At 42.4% G+C, this 17,055-nt stretch carries 14 protein-coding genes; 6 read left to right on the top strand and 8 right to left on the bottom strand.

The features are described 5' to 3' along the window. Nucleotides 1-76: 76 nt before the first annotated feature. From dnaG to rpsU, 3 genes are all read right to left on the bottom strand, one after another. On the bottom strand, nucleotides 77-2,182 hold the full coding sequence (dnaG, locus tag ACYQ28_RS10555) for a DNA primase (protein WP_460050100.1): 2,106 nt from the start codon (nucleotides 2,180-2,182) through the stop codon (nucleotides 77-79). A gap of 51 nt (nucleotides 2,183-2,233) precedes the next feature. Next, a complete protein-coding gene (locus tag ACYQ28_RS10550; RefSeq protein WP_460050102.1) occupies nucleotides 2,234-2,683 on the bottom strand; it encodes a GatB/YqeY domain-containing protein in 450 nt (149 codons plus the stop codon). Between the two features lie 243 nt (nucleotides 2,684-2,926). After that, entirely contained in the window at nucleotides 2,927-3,142 is a 216-nt protein-coding gene (gene rpsU / locus ACYQ28_RS10545) for a 30S ribosomal protein S21 (protein WP_460050104.1), read from the bottom strand. Between the two features lie 440 nt (nucleotides 3,143-3,582). Here rpsU and tsaD point away from each other — a divergent pair, with 440 nt between their 5' ends. The 4 genes from tsaD to ACYQ28_RS10525 all read left to right on the top strand — a co-directional run bounded on the left by tsaD (nucleotide 3,583) and on the right by ACYQ28_RS10525 (nucleotide 7,260). After that, entirely contained in the window at nucleotides 3,583-4,611 is a 1,029-nt protein-coding gene (gene tsaD, locus ACYQ28_RS10540) for a tRNA (adenosine(37)-N6)-threonylcarbamoyltransferase complex transferase subunit TsaD (protein WP_460050208.1), read from the top strand. A 258-nt stretch (nucleotides 4,612-4,869) separates the two neighbouring features. After that, nucleotides 4,870-5,244 (top strand): dihydroneopterin aldolase, encoded by a 375-nt coding sequence (gene folB, locus ACYQ28_RS10535; protein ID WP_460050106.1) that lies wholly within the window; start codon nucleotides 4,870-4,872, stop codon nucleotides 5,242-5,244. A 323-nt stretch (nucleotides 5,245-5,567) separates the two neighbouring features. Continuing rightward, the gene (gene folK, locus ACYQ28_RS10530; RefSeq protein ID WP_460050108.1) at nucleotides 5,568-6,110 is read left to right on the top strand and encodes a 2-amino-4-hydroxy-6-hydroxymethyldihydropteridine diphosphokinase; all 543 of its coding nucleotides are present in this window, start codon (nucleotides 5,568-5,570) and stop codon (nucleotides 6,108-6,110) included. A 253-nt stretch (nucleotides 6,111-6,363) separates the two neighbouring features. Next, entirely contained in the window at nucleotides 6,364-7,260 is an 897-nt protein-coding gene (locus tag ACYQ28_RS10525; RefSeq protein WP_460050110.1) for a DMT family transporter, read from the top strand. Between the two features lie 87 nt (nucleotides 7,261-7,347). Here ACYQ28_RS10525 and ACYQ28_RS10520 read toward each other — a convergent pair whose 3' ends face one another. Next, the gene (locus ACYQ28_RS10520; protein ID WP_460050112.1) at nucleotides 7,348-8,634 is read right to left on the bottom strand and encodes an ATP-binding protein; all 1,287 of its coding nucleotides are present in this window, start codon (nucleotides 8,632-8,634) and stop codon (nucleotides 7,348-7,350) included. 501 nt (nucleotides 8,635-9,135) lie between these two features. Here ACYQ28_RS10520 and ACYQ28_RS10515 point away from each other — a divergent pair. Continuing rightward, entirely contained in the window at nucleotides 9,136-9,720 is a 585-nt protein-coding gene (locus ACYQ28_RS10515; protein ID WP_460050114.1) for a response regulator, read from the top strand. 80 nt (nucleotides 9,721-9,800) lie between these two features. Here ACYQ28_RS10515 and ACYQ28_RS10510 read toward each other — a convergent pair whose 3' ends face one another. Genes ACYQ28_RS10510 through ACYQ28_RS10500 form a run of 3 tightly spaced genes read right to left on the bottom strand, consistent with a single transcriptional unit; the run spans nucleotide 9,801 to nucleotide 14,547 of the window. Beyond that, on the bottom strand, nucleotides 9,801-11,309 hold the full coding sequence (locus ACYQ28_RS10510; RefSeq protein WP_460050116.1) for a SpoVR family protein: 1,509 nt from the start codon (nucleotides 11,307-11,309) through the stop codon (nucleotides 9,801-9,803). Further along, the gene (locus ACYQ28_RS10505; RefSeq protein ID WP_460050118.1) at nucleotides 11,306-12,586 is read right to left on the bottom strand and encodes a YeaH/YhbH family protein; all 1,281 of its coding nucleotides are present in this window, start codon (nucleotides 12,584-12,586) and stop codon (nucleotides 11,306-11,308) included. Before ACYQ28_RS10505 ends, ACYQ28_RS10510 begins: the two co-directional genes overlap by 4 nt. Nucleotides 12,587-12,624: 38 nt before the next feature. After that, nucleotides 12,625-14,547: a PrkA family serine protein kinase gene (locus tag ACYQ28_RS10500; protein WP_460050120.1), complete on the bottom strand. Its 1,923-nt coding sequence runs from the start codon at nucleotides 14,545-14,547 to the stop codon at nucleotides 12,625-12,627. Nucleotides 14,548-15,047: 500 nt separating this feature from the next. On the opposite strand from ACYQ28_RS10500, the gene galE reads away from it, so the two are divergent. Beyond that, nucleotides 15,048-16,070, top strand: coding sequence for a UDP-glucose 4-epimerase GalE (gene galE / locus ACYQ28_RS10495; RefSeq protein WP_460050122.1), 1,023 nt, complete (start codon nucleotides 15,048-15,050; stop codon nucleotides 16,068-16,070). A gap of 134 nt (nucleotides 16,071-16,204) precedes the next feature. Here the strand turns inward: galE and ACYQ28_RS10490 are convergent, their stop codons facing one another. Further along, nucleotides 16,205-17,029 carry a symmetrical bis(5'-nucleosyl)-tetraphosphatase gene (locus ACYQ28_RS10490; RefSeq protein ID WP_460050124.1) on the bottom strand — a complete coding sequence of 275 codons (825 nt, stop codon included), beginning with the start codon at nucleotides 17,027-17,029 and terminating at the stop codon, nucleotides 16,205-16,207. Nucleotides 17,030-17,055 lie beyond the last annotated feature (26 nt).

The following is a 17,055-nucleotide window of genomic DNA, read 5'->3' as shown; positions in this document are numbered from 1 at the left end:
GTTATTGCTCTAGCAACCTCCTACGCTGATTGTTCGATGTGTTAGTTATGTGTGTTTCTATACCGCTGTGCACAAGCTAGTGCTTGGTTGTTCCGAGATTTTGCTCTCGTAGTTTTTCTGCTTGCGCAGATTGTAAAAGTTGCTTTTTTAAATTTAATATTTCAATGCTGAGCTGCTTTTGCTCTTCTAACGTCAACGCTTGCTGATAAAGCCTATCTTCAAGATGACGAATTTTGCGCTGCCCTAACCAATTTTGTAACTGAAATGCACAGGAGCGAAATTCTTCGCTTGGGTTGTATTCAATACGTCCCTGTGACCCTGCTAACAGATCTGTCGCTGAAAGCTCGGCCAGCAGTTTAGAGCGTGATTCACCAAAACGTGCCTGCCAAGCAATGCAAATCTTTTGCGCATTATCAAGCTGGGGGCGCTCTCTTAATAAACCTATAAGCTCTGCAATTTGCGCCAACTCGGTTTGGTTATCGAGCGTTAATAAATTCGTCAGTTCTACTTGTCTTGCAAGTTCTGGGTGCTGAACCAACAATGCCAATAAACGACGCACCGGCTGTAGCGCAAACTTGCTAGCACTGCCTGAACTATGTCCGCCCTGCTCATCATCTTTACGCTTGTCATACGATGATGTTTTACCGGGCTTCGGTTTTTTAGGCTCATATTGCGTATACTGGCTCGACTCATAATCTGCCGGGCTGTATTCTGGCGTGTCAGGCCAATTATCCATTCGCTGGTTTTCAGCATTTGCGTGTGCTGACCCAACTCGCGGGTCTTGTGGCAAACGCGAATCACTGGTTAAATCCGGCGTATCTTCCGCAAGCTTTGGTATCGACAGCAGCGCCAGTTCATCGAGGTTTTCTCGACTCAGCCCCGTGTGTTGAGCCAACTGGTTTTGCATCAACTCTCGATAAACGCCTTCGGGCAACAAGCTCAATAGCGGAGCCATTTTTTTACTAAGACTCGCTTTACCCTCTAAAGAGTTTAGATTAAGTCCAACTCCGGCAACTTCGTAGAGGTATTCTTCTAATGCGACGGATTGCGCGACCATGTTCTCAAAGGCTTGCGCACCCACTTTTCTGACTAATGTGTCAGGGTCTTCACCTTCGGGCAGAAATAAAAATCTTACGCTTCGACCATCTTCCATAGCTGGAAGGGAATTCTCAAGCGCCCTCTTGGCTGCATTCCTACCGGCTTTATCGCCATCAAAACAGAACACCACTTCTTGGGTGTATTTAAAAGCCAGCTTTAAATGTTCCTCGCCACAGGCAGTGCCAAGTGTTGCAACTGCGTAGCGAATGCCAAATTGTGCCAGTGCTACAACGTCCATATACCCTTCTACCACCAATAATTTGGGGATGTCGGTATAGGCTTGACGAACATTGGCAAGACCGTACAACTCTTTACCCTTGTGAAAAACAGTGGTTTCTGGCGAGTTGAGATATTTCGGCTGTTTTTTGCCGGGGTCACTCTGCCCGGCATCTAATACTCGACCACCAAAACCAATCACGCGCTTTCGCACATCGATAATTGGAAACATAATGCGGTCGCGAAAACGGTCGTATCGACGCTGGTTTTCTGGATTTTCGACGACTAACCCAGCATCAAGCGCCAGTTTTATTACTTCTTTTTCGCTGAGTCTCGCATTGGCGTCACACAGGTGCTTGATGAGTAGATCCCAACCCGGTGGCGCCAAACCTAATTGAAACTCTTGTACAACTTGAGTACTTAAGCCGCGCTTTTTAAGATACTTAGCGGCGTGTATTCTGCTTTCATGCTGGCGCAACTGTGTTTGAAAAAACAGATTCGCTTGCTCGAGTACTTGGTATATTAATTTTCTTTGCTTATCGGCGGCTTCTGCCTTTGCTGAACGCTCTTGCTTGGGAACCGTCAGGCCGACCAGTTTTGCTAAGTTTTCAACCGCCTCAGGAAAGTTAAGGCCGTCGTAGTTCATGACAAAACCAATGGCATTGCCACTGGCACCACAACCAAAACAGTGATAAAACTGCTTGTCTGAGCTAACCGTAAAAGACGGCGTTTTTTCTTGATGAAACGGGCAACACGCTTGGTAGTTTTTACCCGCTCGCTTGAGCTTTACCCGGCTATCAACAACATCAATGATGTCGACTCGACCGAGCAAGTCATCAATAAACGCCTGCGAAATTCGCTCTGACAAGAGTGTTTGATCTCACGCATTGAGATTGAACTACAAAAACTTAGCCAGCTATTAACCTAACTTGGCTTTCACCAACTTACTGACCAACCCCATATCGGCGCGACCTTGAACTTGTGGCTTAACTATAGCCATAACCTTGCCCATGTCTTGTGCAGCTTGGGCGCCAGATTCTTCGATAGCTTTAGCAACAATGGCTTCAATTTCAGATTCATCTAAGGCAGCAGGTAAGAACTCACCAATAACAACAAGTTCTTTTTGCTCTTGCTCGGCTAGTTCATCACGACCGGCGTCTTGAAATTGAGTAATAGAGTCGCGACGCTGTTTACACATTTTATCGAGAATGACAAGAATGCGAGCATCGTCGAGTTCAATGCGCTCATCAACTTCAACACGTTTGAATTCTGCTTGGATTAAACGCAAGGTATTTAGACGCTCTTTCTCTTTGGCACGCATAGCGTCTTTAACAGCGTCTTTTATTTGGGTGTAGAGTTCTGATGGCATGTACGGACTCCTTCGATAAACCGCTGCTGGCGTATTTTGGGTTTCACGCGGGCTCTGAGGGATGTTTGGCCAAGGGCTCCACCGTTAAAATTCAATAATTGTTGAATTCATCGGGATAACCACATCTAGACGCCTGAACTTTGAAAGACAACAAAGCCTATTCGCACAGGTGAACGAATAGGCTCTGAAATATTCTTGTCTTTAAGCCTTGATCTAGCCGTATTGGCTAGGGCTCAGCACAGATTAGTAAAGACGTTGGAACTTACGGCTTTCGCGCTGCACTTTTTTCGCGTGACGCTTAACAGCAGCTGCTGCTTGACGTTTACGAACAGTAGTTGGTTTTTCATAGTGCTCACGACGACGAACTTCGGCAAGGATGCCCGCTTTTTCACATGAACGCTTGAAACGACGAAGTGCAACGTCAAATGGCTCGTTTTCTTTAAGCTTTACTGATGGCATAGAATCTTATTACCTGTTTGATCAATGACAGCTGTGCATCTTATCGATTTCTGCGTGGAAATCTTCGCGCTGCAACAGCCAATACTTACTAAATTAAGGGGCGCAGATTCTAAACCTTTGTTCGCCGTCGATCAATATAAAACCAAGAAAAACTCTGCAACCCATTAAAAAGTTTCAATTAACTCTTATAAATCATTGGGTTAATAAACATTGTTTTGTGAGTTCTGAAGATATTCTAGGGATTGAACTCGGTATATGATTTTTAAACAGCTCAACGAGAGGTTTAGCCTGAACATGGCAAGTTTTGTACGGAAAAGTGCCGATTACGGCGCTTAATGCTATGATGCCGCGCTTTCAGAGTACGTGAAGTCTGTATTCAAATCAGCCTAGCGTACATGTTTTACCTTAATACTTCTGTAAGCGGCTGGATACTGTTGACCATGCGAGTACTCGGAATTGAAACTTCCTGCGATGAAACCGGCGTTGCCATTTACGATTCAAATCTCGGACTGCTAGGGCATAGGTTATATAGCCAAGTTAAAGTACATGCCGAGTATGGCGGTGTGGTGCCAGAACTGGCATCACGCGACCATGTTCGTAAGCTACTGCCACTAGTCAACGAAGTACTTACCGCTACAAATTCGGCGACCACCGATATCGACGCCATTGCCTTTACCAACGGCCCGGGCCTGATTGGTGCTTTGATGGTCGGCGCCTGTTTTGCTCGCTCACTGGCTTATGCTTGGAATATTCCCGCTGTCGGTGTTCATCACATGGAAGGCCATTTATTGGCGCCCATGCTGGAAGATAATCCGCCGTCATTTCCTTTTGTTGCCTTATTAGTTTCGGGTGGACACACTCAATTGGTGGATGTTCGCAGCATTGGCGAATACCAGCTTTTGGGCGAATCACTCGATGACGCAGCCGGTGAAGCGTTTGATAAAGCCGCCAAAATGTTGGACTTGGACTATCCCGGTGGTCCGGCGATTGCCAAACTGGCGGAGCTGGGTAATCCAGATCGATTTAAGTTTCCAAGACCCATGGTTGATCGACCGGGCTTGGAATTTAGCTTCAGCGGATTAAAAACTTACACGCTCAATACTGTAGCCGAACACAAGCAAGAAAATGGTCTGCCAGACGACCAAACCTGCGCCGATATCGCCTTTGCCTTCCAAGAAGCAGTGGTACAAACCATCGCAATTAAATGCAAGCGCGCACTCGAACAGACGGGTTATACAACATTGGTTATGGCCGGCGGCGTTTCGGCAAACAAGCGATTACGGGAGCTGCTAACGCATAATCTTGCCAAGATCGGCGCTTCGGTTTTTTACGCGCGCAACGAGTTTTGTACCGACAACGGCGCCATGATCGCCTACGCGGGCTGCCAGCGACTGCTTAACAATCAGCAGGAGCCTCTCGGCGTAACGGTTCGGCCGCGCTGGGACATGACCACCCTAGCGCCCTTGTAAATTCTGTTCGTCAACGAGTTGCTGGTTTACTTCACGAAAAATTCGGACCGATTGCGAAGCTCGTCTGGCCAAATATTTATTGAAAACTCTGCAGAATCTGGAGTTTTCTGCGACGCTGGGATATGCCATCAACTTCAATAACGATAAATTATTGAAATTATGAAAAAATTAGCAACTCCAATTTCTGTTCTGCGATTAAATTCCAGCTCAGCATTCAGAGCATGCTGATATTTGCTTTATTCTGCACAGAGAATTGCCGTGATTAGCACCGTTTTTATAGAAGGCTTAAAAGTAGAAACCGTAATTGGCGTGTACGAATGGGAAAAATCCATTCTACAAACTCTGGTTTTAGATATTGAAATGGCATTTGATTTTTCGAAAGCCATCACCAGCGATAAATTAGAACATACTCTCAATTACGCAGCCGTGGCAGACTATTGCCAAGATTTTGCAAAGATACATCGCTTTGAATTGATAGAAGCGTTTTCTGGAAATTTGGCGCAAGAGCTACGTGATAAATTCTCGTTGCCTTGGATAAAAATGACCGTGCGTAAACCAACGGCGGTTGCAAACAGCCTTGCGGTGGGATTAACTTTAGAGTTTGGCGAAAGACCTATAGGAAACTCTAATTAACCTAGAGTTTCTCGCAACACAAGGAAGTGTCGTCAATTTCGAGAACGGTAAGCAATTGAAATTGTGAAAAAATTGAAAATCGCATTGTCAATTTCTGTCCTCTAATTAAATCATGGATGAGTTAATTAGAGGTTCCTATTGTGATCTCATTACAAGAGCTTTTACCTAACTCATTGTGAATTCACAGAAACTCTAGATTAGTCAGAAATTTCTCTAAAACCGCTAAATTGAACGTTCGAAATTTTCCTACAAATTTAACTCACTGTTTAAGAGTCAGTTATCTGAAAAATTTTACGTATTTTGATAGATAGGTTATTTGGTTGATGCAAACAAAATACGATGTATTCCTAGGTTTAGGCAGCAATATTCTGCCAGAAAAAAACCTCCCTTTTGCGCTTCAAGAATTGTCTAGCTTGTTTGGCACGTTAACGCTTTCTAATACCTACGAAAGTGCTGCGGTCGGCTTCGACGGCCCAAATTTTTGGAACTTGGTGGTTCAAACAGAAACAGCCATGGATTTAGAGAGTCTACGCTTAACCTTGCGCGACATCGAATACAAACTTGGCCGCGATCTTAAAGCAGAGAAATATTCTAACCGAACTGTCGATATTGATATTTTACTGTACGGAAATCTTACCGGCATTATTTGTAACCTTGTACTTCCTAGAGAAGAAATTACCTATAACGCCTTCGTGCTTCGTCCTCTTTCAGAACTTCACCCAGAAGGTGTTCATGCGGGTTCACAGTTAAGTTACAGAACCCTTTGGCAAAATTTTGAGGGCGACCGAGAACTCAAATTGGTAAAAAACGGTAACGACATTTTAAACGTAGACTCGAACACAGAAAATTTTGGTTTAATTGCTTGACCAATTTTCGGTTCGCGGTCAGAATCCGTGCGGTTACTATTTTTACTCGCTTGTACGCAAACAATTGTTATTATCATGACTGTATTTTTTTATCTAACTGCTATTTTCTGGCATCGCCCCGTTCCCAAAGGAATGCAGCGGCTCTTTGCGTTTGTGGATAAAAAATTGTAATCCATAAAAAGTAAGATTTTTCAAAAGGCCGCACGTTTAACACTGCGGCCTTTTTTTATTTTTGAATTTCGAGAATTAAATTGTGAAAGTTATTCTATGTTACATATTGGTTGTTCTGATTTGGTCGACAACACCACTTGCCATACATATTAGCAGTGGTGATGTTGGGTTTATGCTGGCCGTGACATTGCGCATGACGTTTGGCGCGGCGTTAGTTTGGCTGGTATTACTCTATGTTAAAAAAACTTTCACATTAAACCGACAAACCATCATTACTTTCTGTGCAGCATCTTTTGGTGTATTTCCCAATATGCCTCTGGTTTATTGGGCCGCGGAAAAAATTCCAACCGGTGTGGTTTCATTATTATTTTCTACCTCGCCTTTTATTGTTGGCCTGTTCTCTAAAATTATATTGTCTGAATCCATTGGGCTAGAAAGACTGCTCGGAATGATCATTGCTTTTTTGGGTATGGCGCTTGTTTTTAGTGATCAAATACAAATTGGCCCAGATGCGCTGTTAGGAATTCTAGCGATGATTGCATCAACCAGTATTTTTTCGATAAGCGCGGTGATGATGAAAAAACTCGGAACAAATACAGATCCATTACAACAGTCTTGCGGCAGCATGCTATTTGCCTTGCCGGGCCTATGGATTACTTGGTTAATGATCGACGGCAGTGTTCCTACGCACGTTGAATGGGTTTCTATTTCCGCTCTTGCGTATCTGGTGGTAATAGGATCTTTGATTGGCTTTAGTGCTTATTATTATTTATTAAAAAATCTATCGGCTAATACAGTATCCCTAACTGCAATGATATCGCCAATATTTGCCATGATTTTAGGAACAGCGTTTAACGATGAGCAATTTAATCCACTATTATTAATTGGCGCCGCCGTTTTACTCATAGGATTAGGTGTTTATTTAGGATTATTTCGCAAGTTATTGCAAAGAACACCTGCATTGCAAAAAGCTGAATAACCGGCTCAGCGGTCTCTGATTATTTGTTGGGTGATTTTATCGGAGATTCTAAATTAAAAATAAAATCTTCTATAAACGCTTATATTGCTACACAAAAGGTTCGGTATTGGCACTTTTTAGAATGGGTAAGGTCACCGTAAAGGTTGTACCCTTACCTACTTCGCTGGAGACAGAGATATTGCCATTATGAGAATGGACAATTCCATAGGAAACGGACAATCCCAAACCTGTACCTTTGCCAACATCTTTGGTGGTAAAAAACGGGTCGAATATTTTCGCCATATGTTTTTCTTCAATGCCAACACCCGAATCCGTTATAGAAATACAAATGGTATCGGAATCAATTTTTTTGGTGACTATTTCTATTTCGCCAAAATCTTCAATAGCATGCAGGGCGTTAACCAACAAATTAACAATAACTTGGTTAATTTGCGGTGCAATACATTCAACCTTGGGTAGTTCTTGAAATTTTTTATTAATTCGCGCTTTTTGTTTTATTTGATTAGCAACAATATTTAATGCAGATTCGATACATTCGTTAATATCTGTTTCTTGCCAGACTTTTTTCTCGGGATGGGAAAAGGTTTTTAAATCTTCGGCTATTTGTTTGACCTTCTTTAAACCATCTAACGATTCATTCAATAAATCGGCGGCGTCACTCAATAAAAATTGAATATCGGGTTTATTACCTGCACCGTCAATATTTACGTTGCCATTAATATCGTTAGCATCTAAAGCTACCGTTTGTTTGTATTTTTCAACAAAACTGCCTATGTCTGAACAATATATTTGTAAGGTTTGTAGGTTGGAATAGACGTATGCAACAGGGTTATTAATTTCGTGTGCAACGCCTGCGGCCAATTGCCCCAAGGACGCCATCTTCTCTGCTTGCATCAGTTGGGAATGCGTATCTCGCAAGCGTTGATTGGCTTGCGTTAACTCTTGAGTGCGTCTGGCAACTAATTCCTCGAGGTATTGAGATCGACTTCTAAGCGCTAACTGAGTATTAACTCGCGCGAGCAGCTCTTCTTTACTGTAAGGTGTTTTTAGATAGTCGTCCGCGCCAAGGCGAAATGCATCGGCAACCGTTTCTGGTGAGTGGTCGGCGGAAACGACCAAAACTCTTGGTTTGTAATTACCGGGAAGCTTGTGTATCTCGCGCAACACATCCATGCCAGAAACATTTGGCATGTTCATGTCCAACAATAACAAATCGAAGTGTTCTGCTTTAACGGCGTTGAGACATTGATCGCCGTCCTGCGCGTGCTCTAAATAAGGATACTCTGATGAAAGTATTTTATTTAGCAGTGTCAAATTTACCGGATTATCGTCCGTTATCAGTATTTTTGCAGTCGCAGAAGATAGCAGGTTCATTAGCTTTTGGAATTTCCGTTAGTTTCCAAATATCAGAATTATTGACCTTCTAAGTATACACAAATCGACGTAAATTATTGCTATTTAAAATCGAAATGATCCAAACGACAGGCAAAAAAAACCCCTCACTACCTGGGAGGGGAAAGGGTCTTAGGGTGTTCTGCTAAAAAGTTGACATTGGAACTTTAATAGTTGATCAACTTTTTAAAATTCGACAGTACTGTTTGTCCTAAAAAGGCGCACAGGAAAGAAAATGGGGCATCAAAAATTCAAACAATTGAAACAGGAAGCTAGGATGCCCCTCAACTTGAATAGAAGTATACAGAACATGTCTAACCTGTCAAATATGACTCATGTAAAATATAGTTATACATTCCTGTCATTTATGATCGAAAAGTCACTTAAGTCAGGTTTAAATTTGCAGTAAAGTATCCTTTTGGTTCTTACCCTTAAAATGAATACGAGAACCCAAATGTGTGAGACAGAGAAGGCCATAACAGAATGACAGAACTCCGAGTGCTAACCACCGGCGAAGCCGCGAAATACTGCGGGGTAAACTTTCGAACAATCATTCGGTGGATTGAGCGCGGACGGCTGAAAGCCTATAAGTTACCGGGTCGTGGAGACCATAGAATCAAGCAAGAGGACTTTGTTGAGTTTTTGCGAGAGAACGAACTGCCGGTACCAGAAGAGCTAGAAACGGGTGCTCTGGAAGCTTGTACAACACCTAAAGTACTTGTAGTCGACGACAACCCAGAAATGGCTAAGGCCATTGAACGCGTGTTTAGAATGCAGGGCTATGAAGTTACCACCGCGCTGGATGGATTTGTTGCCGGATCACTTGTATCGACCATCAAACCCGATCTTATAACCCTAGATTTAAGAATGCCGGGAATTGACGGATTTGAAGTGCTGAAATATTTACGCACCAATGAACAATTTAAAAAAATGAAAGTGTTAGTAATTTCTGCTGAATCCACAGAAAACCTAATAAAAACTCTCGATCTAGGCGCCGATGATTTTTTACAAAAGCCTTTTGAAAATATCACCCTGATAGAAAAAGCTCATCAATTAATTGCTGTATAAAAATCGTAAGCATTAGAAAAACACATAAAAAAAGCGGCTTATTTCAGCCGCTTTTTTTATCGCCCAACATAAGTGATTACTTACTTATTATTGTCGTTTTTCGGGCATTGAAAACTTTCGCATAAAATACCATTATCGGTAGAGTGCAGATGTACATCAAACCCCCAGATACGATGAATATGCTTTAACACTTCGTCGGTGCTTTCACTGAGAGGTACGCGATTATGTCGATTATGTTCTAGGGTAATTGAGCGGTCACCGCGAACATTGACTTTAGTTACCTGAATATTCGGTTCACGATTACCTAAATTATATTGTCCCGCTAACGATTCACGAATTTTTTGATAACCATCTCGATCATGAATAGCACCAACGATAATATCGTCTTCAAGATTATCGTCAATAATGGTGAATAGTTTTAAATCTCGCATCACCTTGGGTGATAAATATTGCAGAATAAAACTCTCATCTTTGAAATTACGCATGGCAAAATGCAAGGTTTCAACCCAATTAGAGCCAGCAATATCGGGGAACCATTCTCGATCTTCTTCGGTTGGATTTTCACAAATTCGGCGAAGATCAGAAAATATATTAAATCCTAACGTATAGGGATTAATTCCAGAATAATACCGGCTGTTGTATGGTGGTTGATAAACAACGCTGGAATGTGACTGCAAAAACTCCAGCATAAAGCCATCACTTAGCTTGCCGCGATCGTAGAGAGTATTTAATAAGGTGTAATGCCAAAAAGTCGCCCAACCTTCGTTCATTACTTGGGTTTGGCGCTGTGGATAAAAGTATTGTGCAATTTTGCGAACAATTCTAAGAATTTCTCGCTGCCAAGACTCTAACAGAGGCGCGTTTTTTTCAAAAAAATACAGCAAATTTTCTTGAGGCTCTGCTGGAAATTTAAATGCATCCAACGCTTGGGGATTGTGCTCACCTTTTGGAATGGTTCGCCACAAATCATTCACTTGGCGCTGTAAATATTCTTCACGCTCCTTTTGACGGAACTCTTCTTCTGCCGTCGAAATTGGGTAAGGTCGTTGATAACGATCTACACCGTAATTCATTAAGGCATGACAAGAATCTAGCAATTGTTCTACGGCATCAATACCATGTCGCTCTTCGCATTTGGCAATATAATTTTTTGCGAAGACCAAGTAATCAATAATCGATTCGGCATCGGTCCAAGCTCTAAATAAATAATTACCTTTAAAAAAAGAATTATGTCCATAACAGGCATGCGCAATAACAAGCGCTTGCATAGTCATGGTATTTTCTTCCATTAAATACGCAATACACGGACTTGAATTAATCACAATTTCATAGGCAAGACCCATGTGCCCACGATTGTAGGAGCGCTCGGTATTTAAAAATTGCTTACCGTAAGACCAATGATTGTAACCAATGGGCATACCTACCGAAGAGTAGGCATCCATCATTTGTTCAGAATTAATAATCTCGATTTGGTTTGGATAGGTATCTAAGCCAAACTCTTTAGCAATTTTGGCAATCTCCCGATCATATTCTTCGATCAGTTCGAATGTCCATTCTGAACTTGTAGAAATAGGCTGTTGTGCACTCATGCGGTTTTCTTCTGAAATAATTCGCGGAAAACTGGGTATATATCGCCGAGATCAACAATTTGCTCCATGGCAAAGCGATCTGGAAATGCCCCAGCAACAGTTTCATACTCTTCCCAAAGTGCTTGATGCTGTCTTGGGGTAATTTCTATGTACGAGTAATATTGAAGCTTTGGCAAAATCTCATCAATTAACAACTTCGAACACGTTGTCGAGTCGTCATTCCAGTTGTCACCATCAGAAGCTTGCGCAGCGTAAATATTCCATTCAGAAGGTGAATATTTAGTCTCTAAAATTTCTTTCATTAAATACAGTGCACTGGAAACGATAGTGCCGCCGGTTTCGCGAGAGTAAAAAAACTCTTCTTCTTCGACTTCTTTAGCGCTGGTGTGATGTCGAATAAATACAACTTCGGTTTTTTCGTAATTTTTTTGCAAAAATAAATACAACAAAATAAAAAATCGTTTCGCCATGTCTTTGGTTGCCTGACTCATTGAGCCAGATACATCCATAATGCAAAACATAACAGCCTTACTGGTAGGAACCGGATATTTAACCTGTAAATTGTATTTAATATCGAAGTCGTCTAACCAAGGCACTCGTTGAATTCGCGCACGTAAATCCGCGATTTCGGCCAATAAACTTTCAATTCTATTGTGGTCGCGTAATACCGGATCGGCAGCTTCTAGCTCAGCTAATTCGCTTTCGAGTATTTTAAGTCGCTTACGTTTACCACCAGCAAGCGCAATACGTCTTGCATTTGCAGAGCGAAGTGAGCGAACAACGTTGATTTGCCCCGGTGAGCCTTGATTGGAAACACCGGCTCGGCGGGTTTTGAATTCTTCGTTACCCGATAATTGACGTTTTACAAGATTTGGCAGCTCTAAATCCTCGAACATAAAGTCGAGAAATTCTTCTTGCGTGATCTGAAAGACAAAGTCGTCGATCCCTTCCCCTTGGTCACTGGCGTTACCTTCGCCAGAACCTGAGCCACTACCACCACCCGGTGGACGTTGAATATGATCACCTTGAACAAATTGATCATTACCCGGCAAAACTCGTTCTTGGTATCCGCCTTGGCCATGATGAAAAATAGGTTCGGAAATATCTCGGGTAGGAATACTGATCTGTTCACCGTTTTGCATATCGGTGATAGAACGACGAGAGACGGCCTCGGAGACCGCCTTTTTGATGTGTTTTCGGTATCGGCGCAAAAAGCGCTGCCGATTTACTGTAGATTTATTTTTCGCGTTGAGTCGTCTATCTATGATGTAACTCATCAAAACTCCTAACAGTTCATTCGGCAGAGCGTACTACATTATTGTGATTTTCTTACCCGTAGGTACCATTCAGAAAGAAGGCGAACTTGTTTTTCGGTATAGCCTCTTTCCACCATACGTTTCACAAAATCTTGGTGTTTTTTCTTATCGTCGTTAGACGCTTTTGCATTAAATGAAATGACTGGTAATAAATCTTCGGTATTTGAGAACATTTTCTTCTCAATAACCGTTCTTAATTTCTCGTAACTGTTCCATGCCGGATTGCGACCGTTATTATTGGCACGCGCACGTAGAACGAAATTAACCACTTCGTTACGAAAATCTTTAGGGTTGCTAATTCCCGCTGGTTTTTCAATTTTCTCAAGTTCTTCATTTAAAGAACTACGATCCAATATTTCGCCTGTCTCGGGATCTCGATATTCTTGATCTTGAATCCAAAAATCGGCATAGGTTACGTAGCGATCGAAAATATTCTGTCCATATTCAGCATAGGATTCGAGATACGCGGTTTGAATTTCTTTACCAATAAACTCGACGTATTTTGGCGCTAGGAACTCTTTGATAAATCCTAAATAACGATCTTGTACTTCTTGCTGATATTGCTCTTGCTCAATTTGTTGCTCAAGCACATACAGCAAGTGCACAGGGTTTGCGGCTACTTCGGTGGCATCAAAGTTAAATACTTTCGATAAAATTTTGAAAGCAAATCGAGTAGACAAACCAGACATGCCCTCATCAACGCCGGCGTTGTCTTTGTATTCTTGTAACGATTTTGCTTTTGGATCTGTGTCTTTTAAATTTTCGCCGTTATACACACGCATTTTTGAAAATACGTTAGAGTTCTCCGGCATTTTTATTCGTGAAAGAACACTGAATTGCGCCAACATGCTTAAGGTATCGGGAGCACAAGGAGCGGCAGACAACGAAGAGTTTTCGAGTAGTTTTTCGTAAATTTTTATTTCTTCAGAAACACGCAAACAATATGGCACTTTAACGATATACACACGATCGATAAACGCTTCATTATTTTTGTTGGTTTTAAAACTTTGCCACTCGCTTTCGTTAGAGTGAGCAAGAATAACGCCATCAAATGGAATCGCACCCAAGCCTTCGGTACTGTTGAAGTTGCCTTCTTGAGTTGCTGTTAACAGTGGATGCAACACCTTAATGGGTGCTTTAAACATTTCCACGAATTCCATGATGCCTTGGTTGGCGCGACACAAACCACCTGAGAAACTGTAGGCATCGGGATCATTTTGTGGGAAGTCTTCCAGTTTACGAATATCAACCTTACCCACCAATGAGGAAATATCTTGGTTGTTTTCGTCACCGGGTTCAGTTTTAGAAACAGCGACTTGATCGAGAATAGACGGATAAACTTTTACAACACGAAATTTGCTGATATCGCCGTTATATTCATGTAACCGTTTAACTGCCCAAGGTGACATGATGGTTTTGATATAACGAGAAGCAATTCCATAGTCTTCTCTTAGAATTTCACCGTCTTCATCGGGATCAAATAAACCGAGAGGAGATTCAAATACGGGAGAATCTTTAATGCAATAAATGGGCTGGCGTTCGATTAAAGATTTTAATTTTTCAGCAAGTGAAGACTTACCACCGCCAACGGGGCCAAGCAAATAGAGAATTTGTTTCTTTTCTTCCAAGCCTTGTGCGGCATGTTTAAAGAAGGAAACAATCTGCTCGATCGCTTCTTCCATTCCGTAAAAATCTTCAAACGCTTTATAACGTTTAATGACTTTATTGGAAAAAATACGACTTAAGCGGGGGTCTAGAGAGGTATCAACAAGTTCAGGCTCGCCGATAGCAACAAGCATCCGTTCAGCAGCACTTGCGTAAACACTTGGATCGGATTTACAAAGATCAAGGTACTCTTGAATCGAGAGTTCTTCCTGCTGAGTCGCGGTATACCTTTGCTGGTAATGATTGAAAATACTCATCGAGTGCATCCTCTTGCGTGTAATTAAGCGCGGCGGGCAACAGGCCTAATGGCCGGAGGGATTCAACGTTATTTGATATCTACGTGCCTAAAACTAAGCATAGCTAAAAAATTATCTATAGCTAATCATAGACGCTGAAAATCTACAGACATTACAAACGTTGTCGCCGTGGCTTTGGCTAATATCTCTTCGCGGTGATCTCCTCACACATAATCCGTTTTACTGAGACAATTTCAGTCATAAATCGATTCCGGCTTTTATCAATTTATTGATCAATAAATTTAACGCGTAATATTTTATGACTCTACTTTGAATGACTGCTGAAAGTATTTATTTCATATCAGTATTCATTAGCTTTATCAGTAAAACGACCGCAGCTTGTCAAAGACTAGGCTGTATTCTGAAATTCGTTACAGTTATTATTCTCTCATTAAAGCGTAACATGCAAGCATGTTTTCGTATAAAAGGACAAATTAATTGGATAGGAAAATAGAATCACAATGAGCTTGATTTTAGTCACCGGTGGCGCAGGTTACATAGGTAGTCACACATGTGTAGAGTTAATCGCTGCTGGATTTGAGTTATTGATTCTCGATAATTTATCAAATAGTAAACGTGAGTCTGTGAGGCGCGTCGAGAAAATTACCGATCAATCGATTCAATTTATCGATGGTGATATACGCGATAAAAATATACTTAGGAATATATTTTCTAATTATTCGATTGAGGCAGTGATCCATTTTGCAGGCTTAAAAGCGGTTGGTGAATCTGCCGAAAAGCCTCTCGCCTATTACGACAATAACGTCGCCGGTACCGTTACGCTTTGTGAGGTTATGGGAGAGTTTGGCTGTACGAATATTGTTTTCAGTTCATCGGCCACCGTGTATGGAGAAAAGGCGCCCATCCCTTACGTGGAAACCCTGCCAACATCAGCCAGCAATGTTTATGGTCGAACTAAGTTGATGGTTGAAGAAATTTTAAAAGACCTAACAGCCAAACCCAATTCCGACTGGTCCGTGTCACTACTCCGTTACTTCAACCCCATTGGTGCCCATCCAAGTGGTTTGATTGGCGAAGACCCTAACGGTATTCCAAACAACCTTTTGCCTTATGTTGCTCAAGTAAGTGTTGGCAAACGCGAGTTTTTGGGGATTTTTGGCGATGACTACCCTACCCGAGACGGTACCGGTGTTCGCGATTACATTCACGTCGTAGACCTGGCCAAAGGCCATGTGGCGGCGCTTAAACACCTGCTGGCAAGTAAATCCGGCTGGCAGGTGTATAACTTGGGATCGGGAAAGGGAATTAGCGTTCTTGAAGTCGTTACCGCTTACGAAAACGCCTGTGGAAAACCCATCCCTTACCAAATTTTGCCGCGCAGAACCGGTGATCTGCCCGAGTTCTATGCCAATGCCGATAAGGCACGAGACGAACTGGGCTGGCAGGTAGAATTAGGACTAGAAGAGATGGTTAGAGATACGTGGCGTTGGCAGTCGAATAACCCTAACGGTTACGATGACTGAGCACCAACAACCACCTACCCCAAATTAAGTTGCTGCTATGTTGAATTACCACAGTGTTGTTCGTTTCAAGCCACACTGTTGTTAGTTCCAACATAGTGCTCTTAGAGCACTAACTCCTAGACAGGATTTGCGCTTTATTTTTGGTCTGGCTTGCAACTACAGGTGAAACGCTGGCGATCTTCTAAACGAATCATGGTGAGATGCTCGCCCCACACGCAACCCGTGTCTAAACCGATCACCTTGTCACTTCCCGTTTCTCCTTTTAGAGCGGCCCAATGGCCAAACAATAATGGAAATGAAGTTGGCTGCTCTAAAAAGTGTTTAAACCAAGGATCAAAACCCTCTGGGGCATCTTCGGGCTCGCCTTTGTTGGAAAACTGCAACTTACCTTTGGCGTTACAAAAACGCATGCGCGTAAAGTAATTGGCTATGGTTCTCAGGCGAGTATAACCGCCGAGTTCTTCGCTCCAACTTGCAGGACTATTACCGTATATGTTGGCAAGATATTCGATTATTGCCACGTCGTTTTGCAACACTTGTTCGACTTCTCGGCTGTAGCTTAAAGCCTGCTGTATCGTCCATCGCGGATGAACTCCGGCATGAACCATTGCGATACCATGCTCCTCGTTCCAATAAAACAACGGCAAATTCCGCAGCCAACGAATTAATTGCGGAGCATCGGGAGCTGCGACGATTTCGTCCAGAGTATCACCCCGCGATGGCTCGCGTTGTTGATAGTAGATCGCCAACAGATGAAGGTCGTGATTGCCAAGTACTGCCGTCACTGAGTGACGACGTTCGTATAAGAAACGCAGTGTCTCTAACGACTGGGGGCCACGATTAACGAGATCACCAACCAGCCACAACTGGTCTGATTCTACCGAAAAGTTAACCTGCTCAAGCAAGCAAATTAAAGGATCAAGGCAACCTTGGAGGTCGCCGACAACATAGGTGGGCATCTTGCGAATATTATCTTATAAAAATA

The organism is Sessilibacter sp. MAH1 (genome assembly GCF_054658315.1).
This window is presented reverse-complemented; position numbering and strand designations above follow the sequence as displayed.